We start from the raw sequence: 15,504 nt of genomic DNA, 5'->3' as shown, positions 1-15,504 counted from the left end.
AAGCCTGCTTTACTCCGCGATGTTTAGCGGGCTTTATCCCGGGGAGTAAAGCCCGCTTTATCCCGGGTTGGTGGCGGCGCGGACCCAGGACTCGACCTCGGCGGAGGTCGAGGGGAAGGCCGAGGAGAGCAGGTCGTGGCCGCCCGGGGTGACCACGACGTCGTCCTCGATGCGGATGCCGAGCCCGCGCAGCTCGGGCGGGACCGTGTGGTCGGTCGCGTGGAAGTAGAGACCGGGCTCGACGGCGAGCGCCATGCCTTCGGCGAGGACGCCCTGCCGGTAGGCGCCTGGGCTCGACGCCGCGCAGTCGTGGACGTCCAGGCCGAGGAAGTGCCCGGTGCCGCAGACGATGTAGCGCCGGTGCTGCTGCCCATCCGGCGACAGCGCCTCGTCCACCGAGACTGGCAGGAGGCCCCAGTCGTGCAGTCCCGTCGCGATGACCCGCAGCGCCGTCTCCTGGAACGCGCCGTAGTCCTGGCCGGGCCGCACCTCGGCCAGCGCCGCGACGTGCGCGTCGTGCACCAGGTCGTACACCTTGCGCTGAGCGTCGGTGAACTCGCCGCTGACCGGGAAGGTGCGCGTGATGTCCGCCGTGTACAGGGAATCCAGCTCGACGCCTGCGTCCAGCAGCACGATGCCGTCGTCGGCGACCGGGCCGGAGCAGCGCGTCCAGTGCAGGATCGGGGCGTGCGCACCGGCCGCGATGATCGAGGTGTAGCCAGGGCCGTTGCCCTCGGCGCGGGCACGCCGGTCGAAAGTGCCCTGCAGCCAGCGCTCACCGCCGCCGCGCACCGCTTCCGGCAGCGCGGCCAGCACGTCGGCGAAGCCGCGAGCGGTGGCGTCGACCGCGCCGCGCAGCTGGCCGAGCTCCCAGTCGTCCTTGATCCGGCGAAGCTCGGCGAGGACCGTGCGCAGCCCGTCGCTGTGCCCGAAGCCGAACGCGTCGAGCGCCGGGTCCAGGCCCGCGCCTGCCAGCACATGCGGGTTACGTCCGCGCAGCCCCGAAGCCAGCTCTTCCAGCGGACGGCATTCGATGCCCAGCGCTTCGCCGTACGCGCGCGGGCTCGGCGCGGACCCGACCCACAGCGCGCTGTTGTTCGCGTCGCCCACGAAGTCGGGCTCGTCCGGCTCGGCGGGCTTCGGCACGTACAGCACCGCTTTGTCGTCCTCGATCACGACGATCGCGCCTTCGCGCTGGCAACCGGTCAGCCAGACGAAGTCGCTGTCCGCGCGGAACTCGTAGAACGTGTCGTTGGACCGGACCGGGGCACGCCCGGCGGCGAGCGCGATCCGGCGGCCCGGCAGCTCGGCGGCCAGCCGGGCACGGTGCGCCGCGGCCGCCTCGGCGGTGCCCGGTGGCACCTCGACGACATCGGCGTCCGGCTCCCAGCCCTCCCGGATCCAGTCTCGGAAACCCTTCGCGGCCAGCAGCGCGTTCAGGTCGGGGCGGGTCCGGTCGGTCATCGGCTCTCCTCGTGCGTCGGGTTCGCCGTACCGTCGCACCGCGACCGCGCCGGGGGTAATGAGCGGCGGCGATAGACTCCGGCTATGGCTCTGGAGATCCGGCATCTGCGGGCGATCTGCGCCATCGCCGCGGCGGGCAGCCTCTCGCAGGCGGCCGCCGCGCTCGGCATGTCCCAGCCGTCGCTGACCTCGCTGCTGCAGCGGCTCGAACGCCAGATCGGCACTCCGCTGTTCGTGCGCAGCCACCTCGGTGTCACGCCGACGCCGGTCGGCGAGCAGACGCTGCGGCGCGCGCTGGTGCTGCTACTGGAGTTCGACCGGTTCGAGGCCGACGTGCTCGGCGCCGCCGGCGACGGCCCTGTCCGGCTCGGTTCGTCCCAAATGGACTGTCTGCCGACCTTCATCGAGCGGCTGGACGAAGCGCTGCCCTCGATCGAGCTGACCGTCCACATCGAACCGTCCAGTTCCGTGCTGGCGCAGGCGCTCGCGCACGCCACGCTCGACATCGCCGTCATCGCCATGTCCGACGACCAGGAAGTACCGCTCGCCAAGCAGCTCGGGCACCGCGTGCTGTTCCCGTGGATCCCGGTCTTCATCGGACTGCCCGCCAGCCATCGGCTCGCCGGTGAGACCGAGGTCGACCTCGCTGACCTCGCCGAAGACGCCTGGATCGGCCCGCCCGGTCCCGAGGACGGCTCGCTCACCTCGCTGCGCGCGGCCACGCACCGGGCGGGCTTCACGCCGAACATCCGCTTCGAATGCCCGAACGGCGGCGGCCGCCAGCTCATCGCCGCCGGGCAGGCCGTCCAGCTGGTCGAGCCGACCGCGCCGGAGCTGCCCGGCATGGTCGTCAAGCCGCTGAAAGGCGACCCGATGCGCATGCGGCTGGTGCTCGCCTGGCGCAAGGAACGCCTGACCTGGGACCAAACCGAGCATGTCTACCGCGCGGCGATGACCTCCTACACCCGGCACGCGATGGCGTCGACGCCGTTCCGGTCGTGGTGGGACCGCCGCCGCGCCACCCAGTCATGGGACGGCCTGGTCGGGTTCTTCGGCGAGGCCTAACCCTGTTTCGTAGGCCAGGAAGGCAAGCATGGTGGCGGCGGCCGAAACCGCCTGAGAACGGGCTCTGGGTCCATGGCCCATGTCGGGCAGGTTCTGGAACAGCACGGGCATGCCCGCTGGATTGGCGTGTTGCAGGCGGGCGCACATCTTCCTGGCGTGCAAGGGATCCACGCGGGTGTCGTTGCCGTACACCTGGAACAACATCGCCGGATAGTCGGCTCGCCGCACGTGGTGATACGGCGAGTAGGACAGCAGCCAGTCGAGTTCGGCGGGCTCGGCCACGCTGCCGTACTCCTGTCGCCAGGACGCGCCGAGGCCGAACGACTCGTAGCGGACCATGTCCAGCAACGGCGCGATGCAGACCGCGGCCCGGTACAGCTCCGGATGCTGGGTCACCGCGGCACCCACGAGCAGGCCCCCGTTGCTCGCCCCGAACGCGCCCAGCCGGTCGGCCGTGGTCCAGCCCTGGTCGATCAGCCAGCGGGCGGCGGCGGTGAAGTCGTCGAAACCGCGTTGCTTGGCCGGTCCCCTGCCCGCGTGGTGCCAGTCGGCGCCTTCCTCGCCACCGCCCCGGACCGCCGGGATGGCGATCAGGCCACCGGCTTCGACCCAGGCGAGCACGGACGGGTCGTAGGCGGGGCGCACGCTGATGCCGAAGCCGCCGTACCCGGTGATGAGCGTGGGGCGCGGCCGGGACCCGTCGCCGGCCCCGATCAGGAGCATCCGCACGGCCGTGCCGTCCAGGGAGTGGTAGGTGACGTGGCGGGTGGGCACTGCACGTTTCGGGGCCACGCCCGAGGACAGCACCCGGCCATCGCCGGTCCGGTACCGGTACACCCGGTCCGGCGTGCAGTGATCGGTGTACTCCAGCCAGAGACCCGCGCGGTCGGGCCGCTCGGTGATCCCTGTGACACGCCCGGCGCCGGGCAGGCGGACGCGTCGTAGTGGCTTGCCTGTCGCGCGGTCGTGCGCGGTCAGTTCGTGAACGCCGCTTCGGGCATGCAGGACGAGCAGTTCCGTGTCGGTGGCCGCGATCGCCTCCAGCACCGCTTTCGGGTCCTCGGGAACAAGCTCGCGCCAGAGACCGGTGTCGACCTTGGCGACGAGGAGACGGCCGCGCGGCGCGCCCTCTGTCGTCAGGAGGTAAGCGGTCCCGTCCTCCGTGATCCGCACCGCGTGGATGGCTTCGTCCGATCCGACGTCCATCGGCCGGAATTGGGGCGTGGACAGGTCCGCGAGCCAGATCCGGTTGCCCGGAGCCAAACCCTGTCGCGTGTGGACCGTCAGCCAGCGGCCCGCGTGCGCGGTGACCTGAAAACCCGTCCGCGGCGGGAAATCCTGGCCGAACACGACCGGGTCCGCGTCGGGGTCGGCGCCGATCCGGTGGAACAGGACGCGGCGGTCGTCGGCGCCTCGGACGTAGTAGAAGCCGGAACCATCCGGCAGCCAGGCGATCGACGAATAGCGGACGCGGTCGATCGGCCCGTCGACCACCGCGCCGGTGTCGACGTCGAGGACACGCAACACCGACCGTTCGTCGCCACGCAGGGAGACCTGATAGGCCAGCAGGCGGCCGTCCGGGGAGGGATCCCAGCGGTCGAGGACTTGCCCGGGTGCGAGGTCGAGCACGTCCCGGTCCGTGCCGTCGGCGTCGCGCAGACGCAGCCGGGGCATGTCGTCCTCGGCGCCCATCCTGGTGAAGAAAACCCTTTCCCCGCAAGGGAATGGCGGCGAGACACGCTCATACGCGGCCAGCTCACCCAGCCTGGCACGCCAGTGATCCACCGGCAGCGCGGAGAAGTAGCCGTCGGTCAGCTGTTCCTGGGCGGCGAGCCACTCAGTGGTCGCAGGGCTCTCGGCGTCCTCCAGCCAGCGGAAGGGGTCGGCCACCTGCCGCCCGTGCATCGTCTCGACCAACGGCACGGCGAGGGCTTCCGGGTACGGCATCATGCGTGAACCTCCTGGGGAACGGCCGGATCCACCACGTGCCGCCTGGCCGAGAGCAGGAGGACGACCGCGGCGGCGGCGACGGCGACCACCACCCACAGGCAGGCGCGGGTGCCGATGGCGCCGGCGACGACGCCCGCGGTGAGCGCGCCGACGGCGGTGGCCGCCGCGGTGGAGATGTGCAGGGTGATCACCGCCCGGCCGAGCACGTTTTCGGGAACCTGGGTGGTGATGTGCGCGGTGAAGCCCACGTTGGAGATGGCGCCGAAGAAGGCGGGCAGTGCGATACCGACCGCCGCGATACCCGCCGCCAGCCAGACCGGGCCGGCCGCGAGCGGCAGCAGGACCACGGCTGACACGGAACAGCCGAAGCCGAGCACGCAGAGCTGGGCCGCCGTCAACCGCTTGCTCAACCGGGAGGCGACCATCGATCCCGCTGTACCGGCGACCCCGATGAGCAGGAACAACGAGCCGTACCAAGGGGAAGGGATGTGGAGCACGCGCAGCAGCAGCGGCGCGGTCAGCGCGCCTGTCATGCCGGAGACCGCCGAGGCGAGCACCAGGAAGACGGCCACGCGACGGGTGAACGGGTCGCGGGTGAGCGCGGTGACGCCGTCGCGGATTCCGGCGAGCCCGGTCCGCGCGGCCTCGGGTTCGGTGTCCGGGCGCTCTTCGCGCTTGATGGCCAGCAGCGTGCACGCGCTGACGACGTACGTGGCCGCGTCGACCAGGAACGGCGCCGCGACACCCGCGAGCGCGGTCGCCGGGCCGACGAGCACTCTGCCGAGCACTCCGCCGGCGTACTCACCGGCCTGCAGCCGGGACCGCGCCGTGAGCAGCTGGTCCGAGGCGACCAGGCTGCGCAGGTGCGTGAAGTACGCGGCCTCGACGAACAGGCCGATCACGCCGAGCAGCATCGCGAGCGCCACGAGCGCGGCGATACCGCCGGCGCCCGTGGCGAGCAGCACGGCGACGGCCGCGAGAGCGAACGCGGCGATCAGGTCAGTGGCGATCAGCACGGGCCGTTTGCGGCGGAGCCGGTCGACGAGCGCGCCGACCGGCAGGCCGAACAGCACCAGCCCGATGCTGCTCGCCGCGGCGAGCAGCCCGGTCTCGACGGCGCTCGCGCCGAGATACTGGACCGCCACCAGAGGTAGCGCGACGGCGCTGAACACCGAGCCCGCGCTGGACGTGACTTGCCCGGTCCAGAACAGTCCGAAGTCCCGTTCCATCGCGCTACCTCCTCAGGTTATGCGGTGAATTGTCAGTTGCCGCAGCAGTTGCTGATGGTGCTCAGGCCGGGGGCCTCGGTCTCCTCGACGACGGCGGCCAGGTTCTGCAGAGCGAGTACGGTGTTCATTGGTTTTCTCCTTGTTTTCGTAGTGTGAATTGCGTGGTGGTGGTACAGACCGTCAGCCGCTGCAGGAGTTGCTGATGGTGCTCCAGCCGGGAGCCTCGGTCTCCTCGACGACGGCGGCCAGGTTCTGCAGGGCGAGTACGACGTTCATTGGTTTCTCCTTGTTGTGTCAGTTGTTGCAGCAGGTGCTGAAGGTGCTCAAACCGGGAGCTTCGACTTCGCCGATTTCGGCGACGAGGCTCTGTAGCATGAGTACGGTGTTCACGGAACTCTTTCCTTTCTCGGTCGTGATCAGGTCGTGCAGTAGAGGCTCTTGCTGGTCATGATCACGGCCGGGACTTCGGTCTCGGCGGCCACGACGGCGAGATTCTGCAGCGCGAGTACGGTGTTCATGGTTTTTTCTCCTTTCTTGACAGATTCATTTACTGGGTGCAGGCGGCACTGAAAGTACTTTTGTACGGACCGGCGGGGGCCGGGCCTTCGGAGACGAGCGTCTGCAAAGCGAGAACGGTCTGCATGGCATTCCTTTCCTGGTGCGTGGACGAGGTCCTACTGCTCCTCACCCCCGTTGAGCACGGTGCTCAGCGCGAGCAGGATGCCCGCCGACCCGGTCGCGAGGTCGGCGCTGAACCGCGCGCCGTCGTCGCCCAGGAACCGGAAGCCCCCGTGGTGCGGGACGGCGTACTTGGCGAGCCCGGCAGCGAGCCGCCGTGCGGTGGTGCGATGGTGAGGATCAGTGGTCCAGACCGCGTGCTCGGCAAGGAAGTACGCCAGCCCGGCGGCACCCTGGAAAAGCCCGGCCGCGACGGTGAACGGTTTCGTCGCGTCGGCGACGACCCGGGGCAGCGCCTGGGCGAGCCGTTCGTCGTCGACGGTCGCGGCGTATCTGGTCAACGGGAGCCCGACGCCGGCCGAGCCGACCGCGAGGTAGGGCATGGCACGGGTGGAGGCCGCGTCGTCGCCGAAGGAAAGCGCCCCGCTGGGCAGTTCGAACGCGCGGTCGAGTTCGGCGTGCAGCAGGCGCAGTCCCGCGGTCAGGTGGGATTGATCGCCGGTCGCGGCGGCCAGCCGATGCAGGAACAGCGCGATACCCGCCCTGCCGTTCATCAGGCCACGCGGATCCTCCGCGCCGAGCGGCGCCTCCGCGTCGGCGAGCCCGTGCAAGGCATGGCCGATCCGGTCGGCCCATTCCAGGTGCCGTCCGTCCACTGTAGACGCGTTGAGCCGGAGCAAGGCGATGCCGACGCCCGCGGCTCCGTCGCCGAGTGTGCGGCAACGGCCCGCCAGCGGATGGTCCTTGGCTTCGGTGAGGAGTTCGGCGGCCTCGTCGAGGTGGCCGAGCCGGACGAGGACGTCGGCGATGCCCGCGGTGCCCGCGAGCAACCCCGGCGGGAGGTCGGCGCGACGGCTCAAGGTGTCGGCGCGGAGCCTGTGCACGATCTCGTCCGGCACGGTGGTCCCGGCTTCGGTGAGCGCGCGCACCACGCCTGCCAGGCCGTGTGCGAGACAGAGATGATTGGTGCGGTGCCCCTGCGGGGACGGCGGGAACACCCATTCCGGGTGCGAGGTGTCGGCCGAGGCGAGCAGCTCCAGCGCGACGCGGTCCCGCAGATGGACGAGGTGCGCGGTGCTGTCCGGGAACGCCTCCGCGTCCAAACCGCCGGGGATACCGGGAACCTGGCCGCCCGGGGCCCACGCCCCGACGTAGGCGGTCGCCCGCTGCCACAGCCGCTCCGGCACCGGCGCCTGCGCGGCCAGCTCACGCCGGATCAGCTCCAGGTTGCCGGGGCTGCGCCGCAGTACGGTCTGGGCCGGGGTCAGGGTGAACAGCAGGACCGAGGCCAGCGCGAAGCGGTCGTGGGCGAACGGGTCGTCGTCGGTGACGAATCCGCGTGGCGGGTAGAACTCCGGGGTGCCCAGCTGCAACGGCTTGTCCGGCGGGGTGAACGCCGTCTCGAAGTCGATCAGCCGCGGGACGCCGTCGGCCACCATGATGTTCCGCGGCGTCACGTCGCCGAAGACATAGCCGATTTCGTGCAGTGTGCCGAGATCCGCTTCGAGCCTGTCGAAAATCCGCGTGCACTCCTCGTAGAAGGCTGCGAAGGCGGCTTGGTCGCGACCCGATTCGAGCAGCGGCGAGTTCCGTGCCGTCCAGTGGTAGAGCATGTCCCCGTCGACGAACTCGGTGACCAGGAACTCGTGCTCCCATTCCTGGAAGTAGTCCAGCGGCTCCGGGCACAAACCCGGTGCGGCGTCATGGATCCGCACCAGATTGCGGTGTTCCCCGCGAAGCCGTTCCTGCGCGGACACGCCGTCCCAGCTCAACCCGTTGGCGAGCCTGGCTTCCTTGATGAAGACGCGGCGTCCGTCGCGGGTGTCCTTTCCTTCGTAACTCCCGCCCGCGTTGCTGTGCTGCAGGACGCGCACGATCTCGTAGGAGCCGAGCAGCAGCGGTCCTTGCGGCGGTGTCTCGGGTGGTGGCGCGAAGGGATCGCGCACCCCGGCGGGCATCAGGAATCCGGCCTGCCGTTCGTCGACGCAGTCCTGGCCGTCCGCGTCCTTGACCAGGAACTCCTGGGTGCCGTCGGGACGCAGCCGGGTGCGGCCCGCGAAGGCGCCGTAGCGGTAGAACACCGTGGTGCTGCCGGGGTAGCGGCGGTCGCTGAGCACGTACGGCCCGTTCTCCCGGCCCAGTTCCCCGGTCAGCCGGTCCAGCACGCGTCGCGCGGTCGCCTCGTCCGGCGGGTAGATCGCGGTGAACTTCCCGGCCTGCGCCCGTGATCCGTGCTTGTGGTGCAGGTAGAGGAAGAAGGCGCGGGCCGCGATGTGCTTGAACCGCACGCCTTCCGCCGCGCAGACCCCGGCGACGGCGTCCAGGGTGCGCTGGGCGCCTTCGAGCGTGGCCGACACGTGGATCTTCCAGCCCTGCTCCGGCAGCTGCGGCGCCTCGGGCGGCGACCACACCGTCCAGATGCCCGAACGCTCGCAGGTCCAGCCCGCGGCCGGTGCGCTGGGGGCGAACCGGGCGCCGGGGTCGGGCATCCGGTCGATCGGCAGGTAGAGGTCTTCGTCGGTCAGTACGTAGGTCAGGCTGTCTGTCATGGTGTTTTCCCGTCTCGGTACTGAAGCAATCGTGGCTCTTTGACCTGCTTGTTCGCGTCAGCGACGACTACGTAGATACGCAGGCGGCGAGCGTGATCGACTACGTGATCGACTCCCCACACGCTCGGCGGATCGTCTCTAGACTGGGTCGAGTGCGATCGCTCGGAAGGCCTCAGCAGCCCCTCATCGGCAGACACGGAGAAACCCGTCTCATCGAGGAGCTGATCGGCGCCGCACGGGCGGGCCAGGGCGGCGTGCTGGTACTGCGCGGCGAAGCCGGGATCGGCAAGAGCGCGCTGCTCGAACACACCAGGGAAGCCGTGACCGGGTTCCTCGTCGTACACGCCACCGGCTCACAGTTCGAGTCGGAACTGCCGTTCGCCGCGCTGCACCAGCTGTGTCGGCCGCTGTGCACGCCGTCGCTCGGCTACCTCGCCGAGCTGTCTCCCCGGCATCAAGAGGTCCTCGACATCGCGTTCGGCAAGCTCACCGGCACCCCCGACCTCGTGCACGTCGGCCTGGCCGCGCTCGAGCTGATGGCCACCGCGGCCCGCCATCAGCCGCTGCTGTGCCTGATCGACGACGCGCACTGGCTGGACACGGAGTCGGCGCGGGTGCTGGCCTTCATCGCCAGGCGGATCGACACCGACCCGGTCGCCATGCTGATGTCGGCCCGGATCGCCGAGCCCGCGCACGAGCTGGACGAACTGCCCGCGCTGACCGTCGACCGGCTGAGTGAAGCCGACGCCCGCGCGCTGCTCGCGTCCGCCAGGCAGACGCCGCTCGACGACCGGGTGCGCGAACGGATCGTCGCCGAGGCCAGTGGCAACCCGCTGGCGTTGCTGCAGCTGCCCGACCTCGGCGCGTTCGCGCTGCCGGACACGTCCTCGGTGCCGACCCGGATCGAGCTGAGCTTCCAGGCGAAACTGGCCGATCTCCCCGACGCGGCCCGGCTGCTGCTGACCGTCGCGAGCGCCGACCCCACCGGCGACCCGGTGCTGTTGTGGGCGGCCGCGGAACGGCTGGGCATCGACGTGGCCGCCACCAGCGCCGCCGTCGCGGGCACCGGGCTCGTCGAGTTCTCCACCCGCATCCGCTTCCACCATCCGCTGGCCCGCTCGGCGGTCTACCTCGCCGCGGACGACGCCCAGCGCCGGACGGCCCACCGGGTGCTGGCCGAGGTCACCGACCCGGAGCTGGACCCCGACCGCCGGGCGTGGCACCGTGCCGAGGCCGCAACCGGACCCGACGAGGACGTCGCCGAGGAACTGGAGCGGTCCGCCGAACGGGCACGAGCGCGCGGCGGGATGAGCGCCGCGGCCGCCTTCCTCGAACGCGCGGCCGAGCTATCACTCGACGCCGTCAAGCGAGTGGAGCGCACGCTCGACGCGGCGCGGGCCAAGTTCGACGTCGGCGCTTTCGACGTGGCGGACACTTTGCTCACCACCATCGAGAACACCGGGCTGGACATGTGCCAGCGCTCGCACTGCGATCTGCTGCGCGGCCGGGTCGCCTTCATCCGCTATCACTACGAGGACGGCCCGAACTTCATGCTGCGCGCCGGGCGGCGGCTCGCGGAGTGGGACCCGGAGTGGTCCCGCGAGTGTTTCGTGGACGCGCTGGCGATGAGTGTCGTCGCGGGCCGTCCCAGCGGGGTGCTGGAGCTGATCCTCGACGCGGCGATGACCTCGGCGCCGCCATCACCGAAGCCGGACGTGCTCGACGCGCTGATCACGTTGTCGGCCAAGGGATATCGGGCAGCGGCTCCGTTGCTCCGCAAGGTGCTGCACGGCGACGGCGAACCGTTGTGGGCCACCAGGCACGCGCTCGCGGTGGAGATCGCGGCGGCGTTGTGGGACCCGCACAGCCACGCGGCGATCGCCGAGTCGCTGGTGCGGGAGGGTCGTGAGTCGGGCTCGCCGATCGCGCTGCGCCTGGCGCTGGCCGAGCTGGCGTCCGCTGCCGCGATGACCGGTGACGTCGGGAAGGCGATGGCGGCGATCGCCGAAGAGTCCGCGATCGCCGACGCGACCGGTGGGCGTCCGGTGTACTACCACCAGCTGCGGCTGGCCGCGATACGCGGACGCAGGCAGGAAGCGACGGAGCTGATCGACCAGGCCATGGCGGCGGCCCGGGAGCGCGGTACCGACCAGCTGACCGCCAACGTCCACTGGGCGGCCGCGGTGCTGCACAACGGACTCGCGGAATATCAGGCCGCACTGACCGCGGCCAGGAACGCCGTCGACTACGGCGATCTCTTCCTCAGCGGATTCGCACTGCCCGAACTGGTGGAGGCGGCCGTCCGCAGCGGCGAGCGGGACGAAGCCGCCCGCGCGCTGGAGTCGTTGACCGAACGCGCCGACGGCGGGACGGAGACGATCCTGGGTGTGACGGCGTACGCGAGAGGCTTGGTGACCGGCGCCGAGGACGACTATCGCGAGGCCATCGAACTACTCGAGGCCAGCCCGCTGGTCCCCTATCGGGCCAGGGCGAACCTGCTGTACGGGGAATGGCTCCGACGCGAGAATCGCCGGAAGGAATGCCGTCAGCAGCTCCGCATCGCCCATGACCTGCTGACCCAGTCCGGAATGGACGCGTTCGCCCAGCGGGCCTCCGTCGAACTACAGGCCACCGGCGAGAACGCCCGCACCCGCTCGGAGCACGCGCACAACCAGCTCACCATGCAGGAGATGCACATCGCCCGGCTGGTCGCCACGGGCGCGACCTCCACCGAGGTCGCGGCGCGGCTGTTCATCAGTCACCGCACCGTCGACACCCACCTGCGCAACGTGTTCCGCAAGCTGGAGATCACCTCACGCAAGCAGCTCAAGAACCTGCCCGGGTTGCGCGTGGGGTCGTGAGTGGTACGGCCGGTTAGAACCAATGCCGGGCAGTTAGGGACCGGCCTCCTGGGTCAAGCCGTGCTTCTGCGGGTGTCGATCCGCCCGAACGCCACTTTCGCAACGCTGAGCGACACGAACGCCACTTTCGCAACGTTCAACGACACGACAGAAAAAGACAAAAGAGACAAATTGGTACGTATGGGCGTGGTTCGCGTCCTTTGTGGACCTTGAAGCAAGACCCGTCGCCCATATCCGAGCAGGATGATCTTCGGATCGCGTCGCTCGACACCGCGACCCCGGCCTTCACTGCCCGGCATTGGGTTCTAACCGACGAAAACACTCACGACCCCCTCATCGGCTGCCTCGCCCGTGTCAGGTCGTGGCCTGGCATGGGTGAGGGAGGCCCTGACCCACTCGGCTCAGGTGAGAGGAGCTTCACCCGAGCCGACCGTGGACGAAGGCCCCCTCATACCTAGGTCTCGGACCCAGGTGAGTGCCGCTTGCGTCGCCTAACGCCGCAAACCGCACTCACCCCGTCCCGAATAACCCTCAGCCGCTGGAGACAAGTAGGTTGACCGCGCAGGTTTTGAGGCGCTCGACGACCCCTTCCCCGAACTAGGCCGCGGCCGCCAGCAACGCGCCGAGCACCGTCTTGATCAACGGGTGCTCGGCGCTCCCCCGCCGCACCGCCGCGAAGACCCGCCGCAGCGGGGCCTCGCCGCGCAACGGGATCGCGACCGCGCCGGGCACCGCCGTGACCGCGTTGCGCGGCACCAAAGCCACACCCTCGCCGGCGGCAACCAGTGTGGTGATCGCGCGGAAGTCGTCGGAAACGTGGCGGATACGCGGATTCGCGCAGGCGATCTCCAGCACGTCCCGGCAGGGATTGCCTTCCCTCGGCGCGATCCACTCGTCGTCGGCCAGCTCGGCTATGTCCACTTCGGACTCACCGCCGAGCCGGTGCCCGGCGGGCAGCACGACGTCGAACGGCTCGACGTACAACGGCGTGCGGGTGAGCCTGGCCTCGTCGGTGCGCGGCGAGAGCCGGTACTCCTCGGTGATCGCCAAGTCGACCTCGCCGTCGAGCAGCAGCGGGATGCTCGCGTGCCCCTCGGCGTCCTGGACCTGGACGGACACGCCGGGCGAGGTCGTGCGCAGCGCGCCGATGGCGGGCGCGACCACGGTCGTGATGGCCGAGGCGAAGCTCGCCATGCGGACCAGCCCGCGCACGCCAGAGCCGAGTTCGGCCAGCGTCGCCTGCGCGCGCTCCAGCTCGGCGGCGACGGCGTTCGCGTGCACCACCAGCAGTTCACCGGCCGGGGTCAGCGAGACACGCCTGCCCCAGCGGCGCAACAGCTGCTGGCCGCACTCGGCTTCGAGCGCGGCCAGCTGCTGGGACACCGCGGACGGGGTCAGGTGCAGTGCCTGGCCCGCCGCCGTCACGGTGCCGTGGTCGGCGAGTGCCCGCAGTACCCGCAGCCGTCGCGGATCGATCATCAGTCCATCATGGACCTAGCGGTCACGAACGCGTCGACCGCACGGTGGATGTCCTCTGTGGAATGCGCGGCGGACATCTGGGTCCGGATGCGCGCCTTGCCGTGCGGCACCACCGGGTACGAGAAGCCGACCACGTAGATGCCCTGGTCGAGCAGCAGATCCGCCATCTTGCCCGCCTTCGCGGCGTCGCCGATCATCACCGGGATGATCGGGTGCTCGCCGGGCAGCAGGTCGAAGCCCTCTTCGGTCATGCGGCGACGGAACAGCTCGGTGTTGGCGCGCAGCCGCTCCAGCAGCTCGCCCGACTTCTCGAGCAGCTCCAGCGTCGCGAGCGCGGCCGCGGTGATCGAAGGCGCCAGCGAGTTCGAGAACAGGTACGGCCGGGACCGCTGCCGCAGCATCTCGATGATCTCCGCGCGGCCCGAGGTGTAGCCGCCGCTGGCGCCGCCGAGCGCCTTGCCCAGCGTGCCGGTCAGGATGTCGACCTTGTCGCTCACGCCGAACAGCTCGGGCGTGCCGCGCCCGGTCGGGCCGGTGAAGCCGACCGCGTGCGAGTCGTCGACCATGACCAGCGCGTCGTAGCGCTCGGCCAGCTCGACGATCTTGTCGAGCGGCGCGAGGTAGCCGTCCATCGAGAACACGCCGTCGGTGGCGATCAGCCGGTACCGCGCGCCTGCCGCCTCCTGCAGGCGCTGCTCCAGGTCGGCGACGTCGCGATTGCGGTAGCGCATCCGCTTCGCCTTGCACAGCCGGACGCCGTCGATGATCGACGCGTGGTTGAGCTCGTCGGAGATGATCACGTCCTGCTCGCCGAGCAGCGTCTCGAACAAGCCGGCGTTGGCGTCGAAGCAGGAGCTGTAGAGGATGGTGTCCTCGGTGCCGAGGAACTCCGAAAGCTTCGCTTCCAGCTCCTTGTGCGGCTGCTGCGTCCCGCAGATGAACCGGACCGACGCCATGCCGAAGCCCCAGCGGTCGAGCGCCTCGTGCGCCGCGGTGATCAGCGCCGGGTGGTCGGCGAGGCCGAGGTAGTTGTTGGCGCAGAAGTTCAGCACCTCGGACCCGGTCACGCTGACCGCGGCCCGCTGCGGGCTCTGGATCACCCGTTCGCCCTTGTACAGCCCGGCTTCCCGGATCTCCGCGAGACCGGTCTTGAGGTCATCGCGCATCGCGCCGTACATCAGTTCTCCGTCCAGTCCATGATGACCTTGCCGCAGCGGCCGTCCCTGGCCGTCGCGAACGCCTTCTCGTGTTCGGTGTAGTGGAAGCGGTCGGTGATCACCGGCGCGATGTCGAGCCCGGCCTGCAGCAGCACCGACATCGAGTACCAGGTCTCGAACATCTCGCGGCCGTAGATGCCCTTGAGGTGGATCATCTTCAGCACGACGGTGGCGATGTCGACCGAGACGTCGCTCGCCGGCAGCCCGAGCATCGCGATGCGGCCGCCGTGGGACATGTTGGTGATCATGTCGCGCAGCGCCTCGGGGCGCCCGCTCATCTCCATGCCGACGTCGAAGCCCTCGGCCATCTTCAGCCGCGCCTGCGCGTCGGCGATGGTCGCGTTCGACACGTCGAGCGCCAGGTCGACGCCGACCTTGCGCGCCAGTTCGAGCCGGTGCTCGCTGACGTCGGTGATCACGACGTTGCGCGCGCCCGCGTGCTTCGCGATGGCCGCGGCCATGATGCCGATCGGTCCGGCGCCGGTGATCAGCACGTCCTCCCCGATCACCGGGAACGACAGCGCGGTGTGCACGGCGTTGCCCAGCGGGTCGAACACGGCGGCGATGTCGAGGTCGATCGGCGTCCGGTGCACCCAGGCGTTCTGCTCGGGCAGCACGGCGTACTGCGCGAACGCGCCATCGGTGTGCACGCCGAGCCCGCGCGTTCTCGCGCAGAGATGACGGCGTCCCGCCTTGCAGTTGCGGCAGCTGCCGCACACGAGGTGCCCCTCGCCGCTGACCAGGTCGCCGACCTCCACGGACGTCACCGCGCGGCCGATCTCGACCACCTCGCCGACGAACTCGTGCCCGACGACCAGCGGCGCCTGGATGGTCTTCGCCGCCCAGTCGTCCCACGACTCGATGTGCAGGTCGGTGCCGCAAATGCCGGTACGCAGCACCCGGACGACGACGTCACCGGGCCCGGCGACCGGGTCCGGGACGTCCATCAGCCGCAGTCCTGGTGCTCGGTCCACTTTGACCAATGCCTTCATGGCGCGAAGTCTCGCTGGTT

13 protein-coding genes are annotated in these 15,504 nt (G+C 70.1%); 2 read left to right on the top strand and 11 right to left on the bottom strand.

All coding sequences use genetic code 11. The features are described 5' to 3' along the window. Positions 1-57: 57 nt before the first annotated feature. The gene (locus tag AB5J62_RS18420) at positions 58-1,464 is read right to left on the bottom strand and encodes an aminopeptidase P family protein (protein WP_370949450.1); all 1,407 of its coding nucleotides are present in this window, start codon (positions 1,462-1,464) and stop codon (positions 58-60) included. Positions 1,465-1,548: 84 nt separating this feature from the next. Here AB5J62_RS18420 and AB5J62_RS18415 point away from each other — a divergent pair, with 84 nt between their 5' ends. Further along, positions 1,549-2,529, top strand: coding sequence for a LysR family transcriptional regulator (locus AB5J62_RS18415; RefSeq protein WP_370949449.1), 981 nt, complete (start codon positions 1,549-1,551; stop codon positions 2,527-2,529). On the opposite strand, the gene AB5J62_RS18410 is transcribed toward AB5J62_RS18415, so the two are convergent. From AB5J62_RS18410 to lanKC, 7 genes are all read right to left on the bottom strand, one after another. After that, positions 2,491-4,479 carry a prolyl oligopeptidase family protein gene (locus AB5J62_RS18410; RefSeq protein WP_370949448.1) on the bottom strand — a complete coding sequence of 663 codons (1,989 nt, stop codon included), beginning with the start codon at positions 4,477-4,479 and terminating at the stop codon, positions 2,491-2,493. The genes AB5J62_RS18415 and AB5J62_RS18410 overlap by 39 nt on opposite strands. Further along, the gene (locus AB5J62_RS18405; RefSeq protein ID WP_370949447.1) at positions 4,476-5,708 is read right to left on the bottom strand and encodes an MFS transporter; all 1,233 of its coding nucleotides are present in this window, start codon (positions 5,706-5,708) and stop codon (positions 4,476-4,478) included. The genes AB5J62_RS18410 and AB5J62_RS18405 overlap by 4 nt, the downstream gene beginning before the upstream one ends. Before the next feature lie 32 nt (positions 5,709-5,740). Further along, complete coding sequence (locus AB5J62_RS18400; RefSeq protein ID WP_370949446.1) at positions 5,741-5,836, bottom strand: class III lanthipeptide; 96 nt, start codon at positions 5,834-5,836, stop codon at positions 5,741-5,743. Between the two features lie 52 nt (positions 5,837-5,888). Beyond that, positions 5,889-5,984, bottom strand: coding sequence for a class III lanthipeptide (locus AB5J62_RS18395; protein WP_370949445.1), 96 nt, complete (start codon positions 5,982-5,984; stop codon positions 5,889-5,891). An 18-nt stretch (positions 5,985-6,002) separates the two neighbouring features. Next, a complete protein-coding gene (locus tag AB5J62_RS18390; RefSeq protein WP_370949444.1) occupies positions 6,003-6,098 on the bottom strand; it encodes a class III lanthipeptide in 96 nt (31 codons plus the stop codon). 26 nt (positions 6,099-6,124) lie between these two features. Next, entirely contained in the window at positions 6,125-6,226 is a 102-nt protein-coding gene (locus tag AB5J62_RS18385; RefSeq protein WP_370949443.1) for a class III lanthipeptide, read from the bottom strand. A 156-nt stretch (positions 6,227-6,382) separates the two neighbouring features. Further along, positions 6,383-8,935 (bottom strand): class III lanthionine synthetase LanKC, encoded by a 2,553-nt coding sequence (gene lanKC / locus AB5J62_RS18380; protein ID WP_370949442.1) that lies wholly within the window; start codon positions 8,933-8,935, stop codon positions 6,383-6,385. 152 nt (positions 8,936-9,087) lie between these two features. Between lanKC and AB5J62_RS18375 the strand changes: the two genes are divergently transcribed. Next, the gene (locus AB5J62_RS18375; RefSeq protein WP_370949441.1) at positions 9,088-11,796 is read left to right on the top strand and encodes an AAA family ATPase; all 2,709 of its coding nucleotides are present in this window, start codon (positions 9,088-9,090) and stop codon (positions 11,794-11,796) included. 597 nt (positions 11,797-12,393) lie between these two features. On the opposite strand, the gene AB5J62_RS18370 is transcribed toward AB5J62_RS18375, so the two are convergent. The 3 genes from AB5J62_RS18370 to tdh are packed head-to-tail and all read right to left on the bottom strand — an operon-like array spanning position 12,394 to position 15,484. Continuing rightward, a complete protein-coding gene (locus AB5J62_RS18370) occupies positions 12,394-13,275 on the bottom strand; it encodes a LysR family transcriptional regulator (RefSeq protein WP_370949440.1) in 882 nt (293 codons plus the stop codon). Then, the gene (locus tag AB5J62_RS18365; protein WP_370949439.1) at positions 13,275-14,453 is read right to left on the bottom strand and encodes a glycine C-acetyltransferase; all 1,179 of its coding nucleotides are present in this window, start codon (positions 14,451-14,453) and stop codon (positions 13,275-13,277) included. Before AB5J62_RS18365 ends, AB5J62_RS18370 begins: the two co-directional genes overlap by 1 nt. Then, positions 14,453-15,484: an L-threonine 3-dehydrogenase gene (gene tdh / locus AB5J62_RS18360; protein ID WP_370949438.1), complete on the bottom strand. Its 1,032-nt coding sequence runs from the start codon at positions 15,482-15,484 to the stop codon at positions 14,453-14,455. Before tdh ends, AB5J62_RS18365 begins: the two co-directional genes overlap by 1 nt. Positions 15,485-15,504 lie beyond the last annotated feature (20 nt).

Origin of the sequence: Amycolatopsis sp. cg5 (assembly GCF_041346955.1) — a bacterium.
Taxonomy (GTDB): Bacteria; Actinomycetota; Actinomycetes; order Mycobacteriales; family Pseudonocardiaceae; genus Amycolatopsis.
This window is presented reverse-complemented; position numbering and strand designations above follow the sequence as displayed.

Bases quoted from the DNA above. Each gene is read 5' to 3' on its own strand.
- AB5J62_RS18365 (WP_370949439.1), bottom strand. From the start codon at position 14,453: ATGTACGGCGCGATGCGCGATGACCTCAAGACCGGTCTCGCGGAGATC.
- AB5J62_RS18405 (WP_370949447.1), bottom strand. From the start codon at position 5,708: ATGGAACGGGACTTCGGACTGTTCTGGACCGGGCAAGTCACGTCCAGC.
- tdh (WP_370949438.1), bottom strand. From the start codon at position 15,484: ATGAAGGCATTGGTCAAAGTGGACCGAGCACCAGGACTGCGGCTGATG.
- lanKC (WP_370949442.1), bottom strand. From the start codon at position 8,935: ATGACAGACAGCCTGACCTACGTACTGACCGACGAAGACCTCTACCTG.
- AB5J62_RS18420 (WP_370949450.1), bottom strand. From the start codon at position 1,464: ATGACCGACCGGACCCGCCCCGACCTGAACGCGCTGCTGGCCGCGAAG.
- AB5J62_RS18395 (WP_370949445.1), bottom strand. From the start codon at position 5,984: ATGAACGTCGTACTCGCCCTGCAGAACCTGGCCGCCGTCGTCGAGGAG.
- AB5J62_RS18385 (WP_370949443.1), bottom strand. From the start codon at position 6,226: ATGAACACCGTACTCGCGCTGCAGAATCTCGCCGTCGTGGCCGCCGAG.
- AB5J62_RS18400 (WP_370949446.1), bottom strand. From the start codon at position 5,836: ATGAACACCGTACTCGCTCTGCAGAACCTGGCCGCCGTCGTCGAGGAG.
- AB5J62_RS18415 (WP_370949449.1), top strand. From the start codon at position 1,549: ATGGCTCTGGAGATCCGGCATCTGCGGGCGATCTGCGCCATCGCCGCG.
- AB5J62_RS18410 (WP_370949448.1), bottom strand. From the start codon at position 4,479: ATGATGCCGTACCCGGAAGCCCTCGCCGTGCCGTTGGTCGAGACGATG.
- AB5J62_RS18370 (WP_370949440.1), bottom strand. From the start codon at position 13,275: ATGATCGATCCGCGACGGCTGCGGGTACTGCGGGCACTCGCCGACCAC.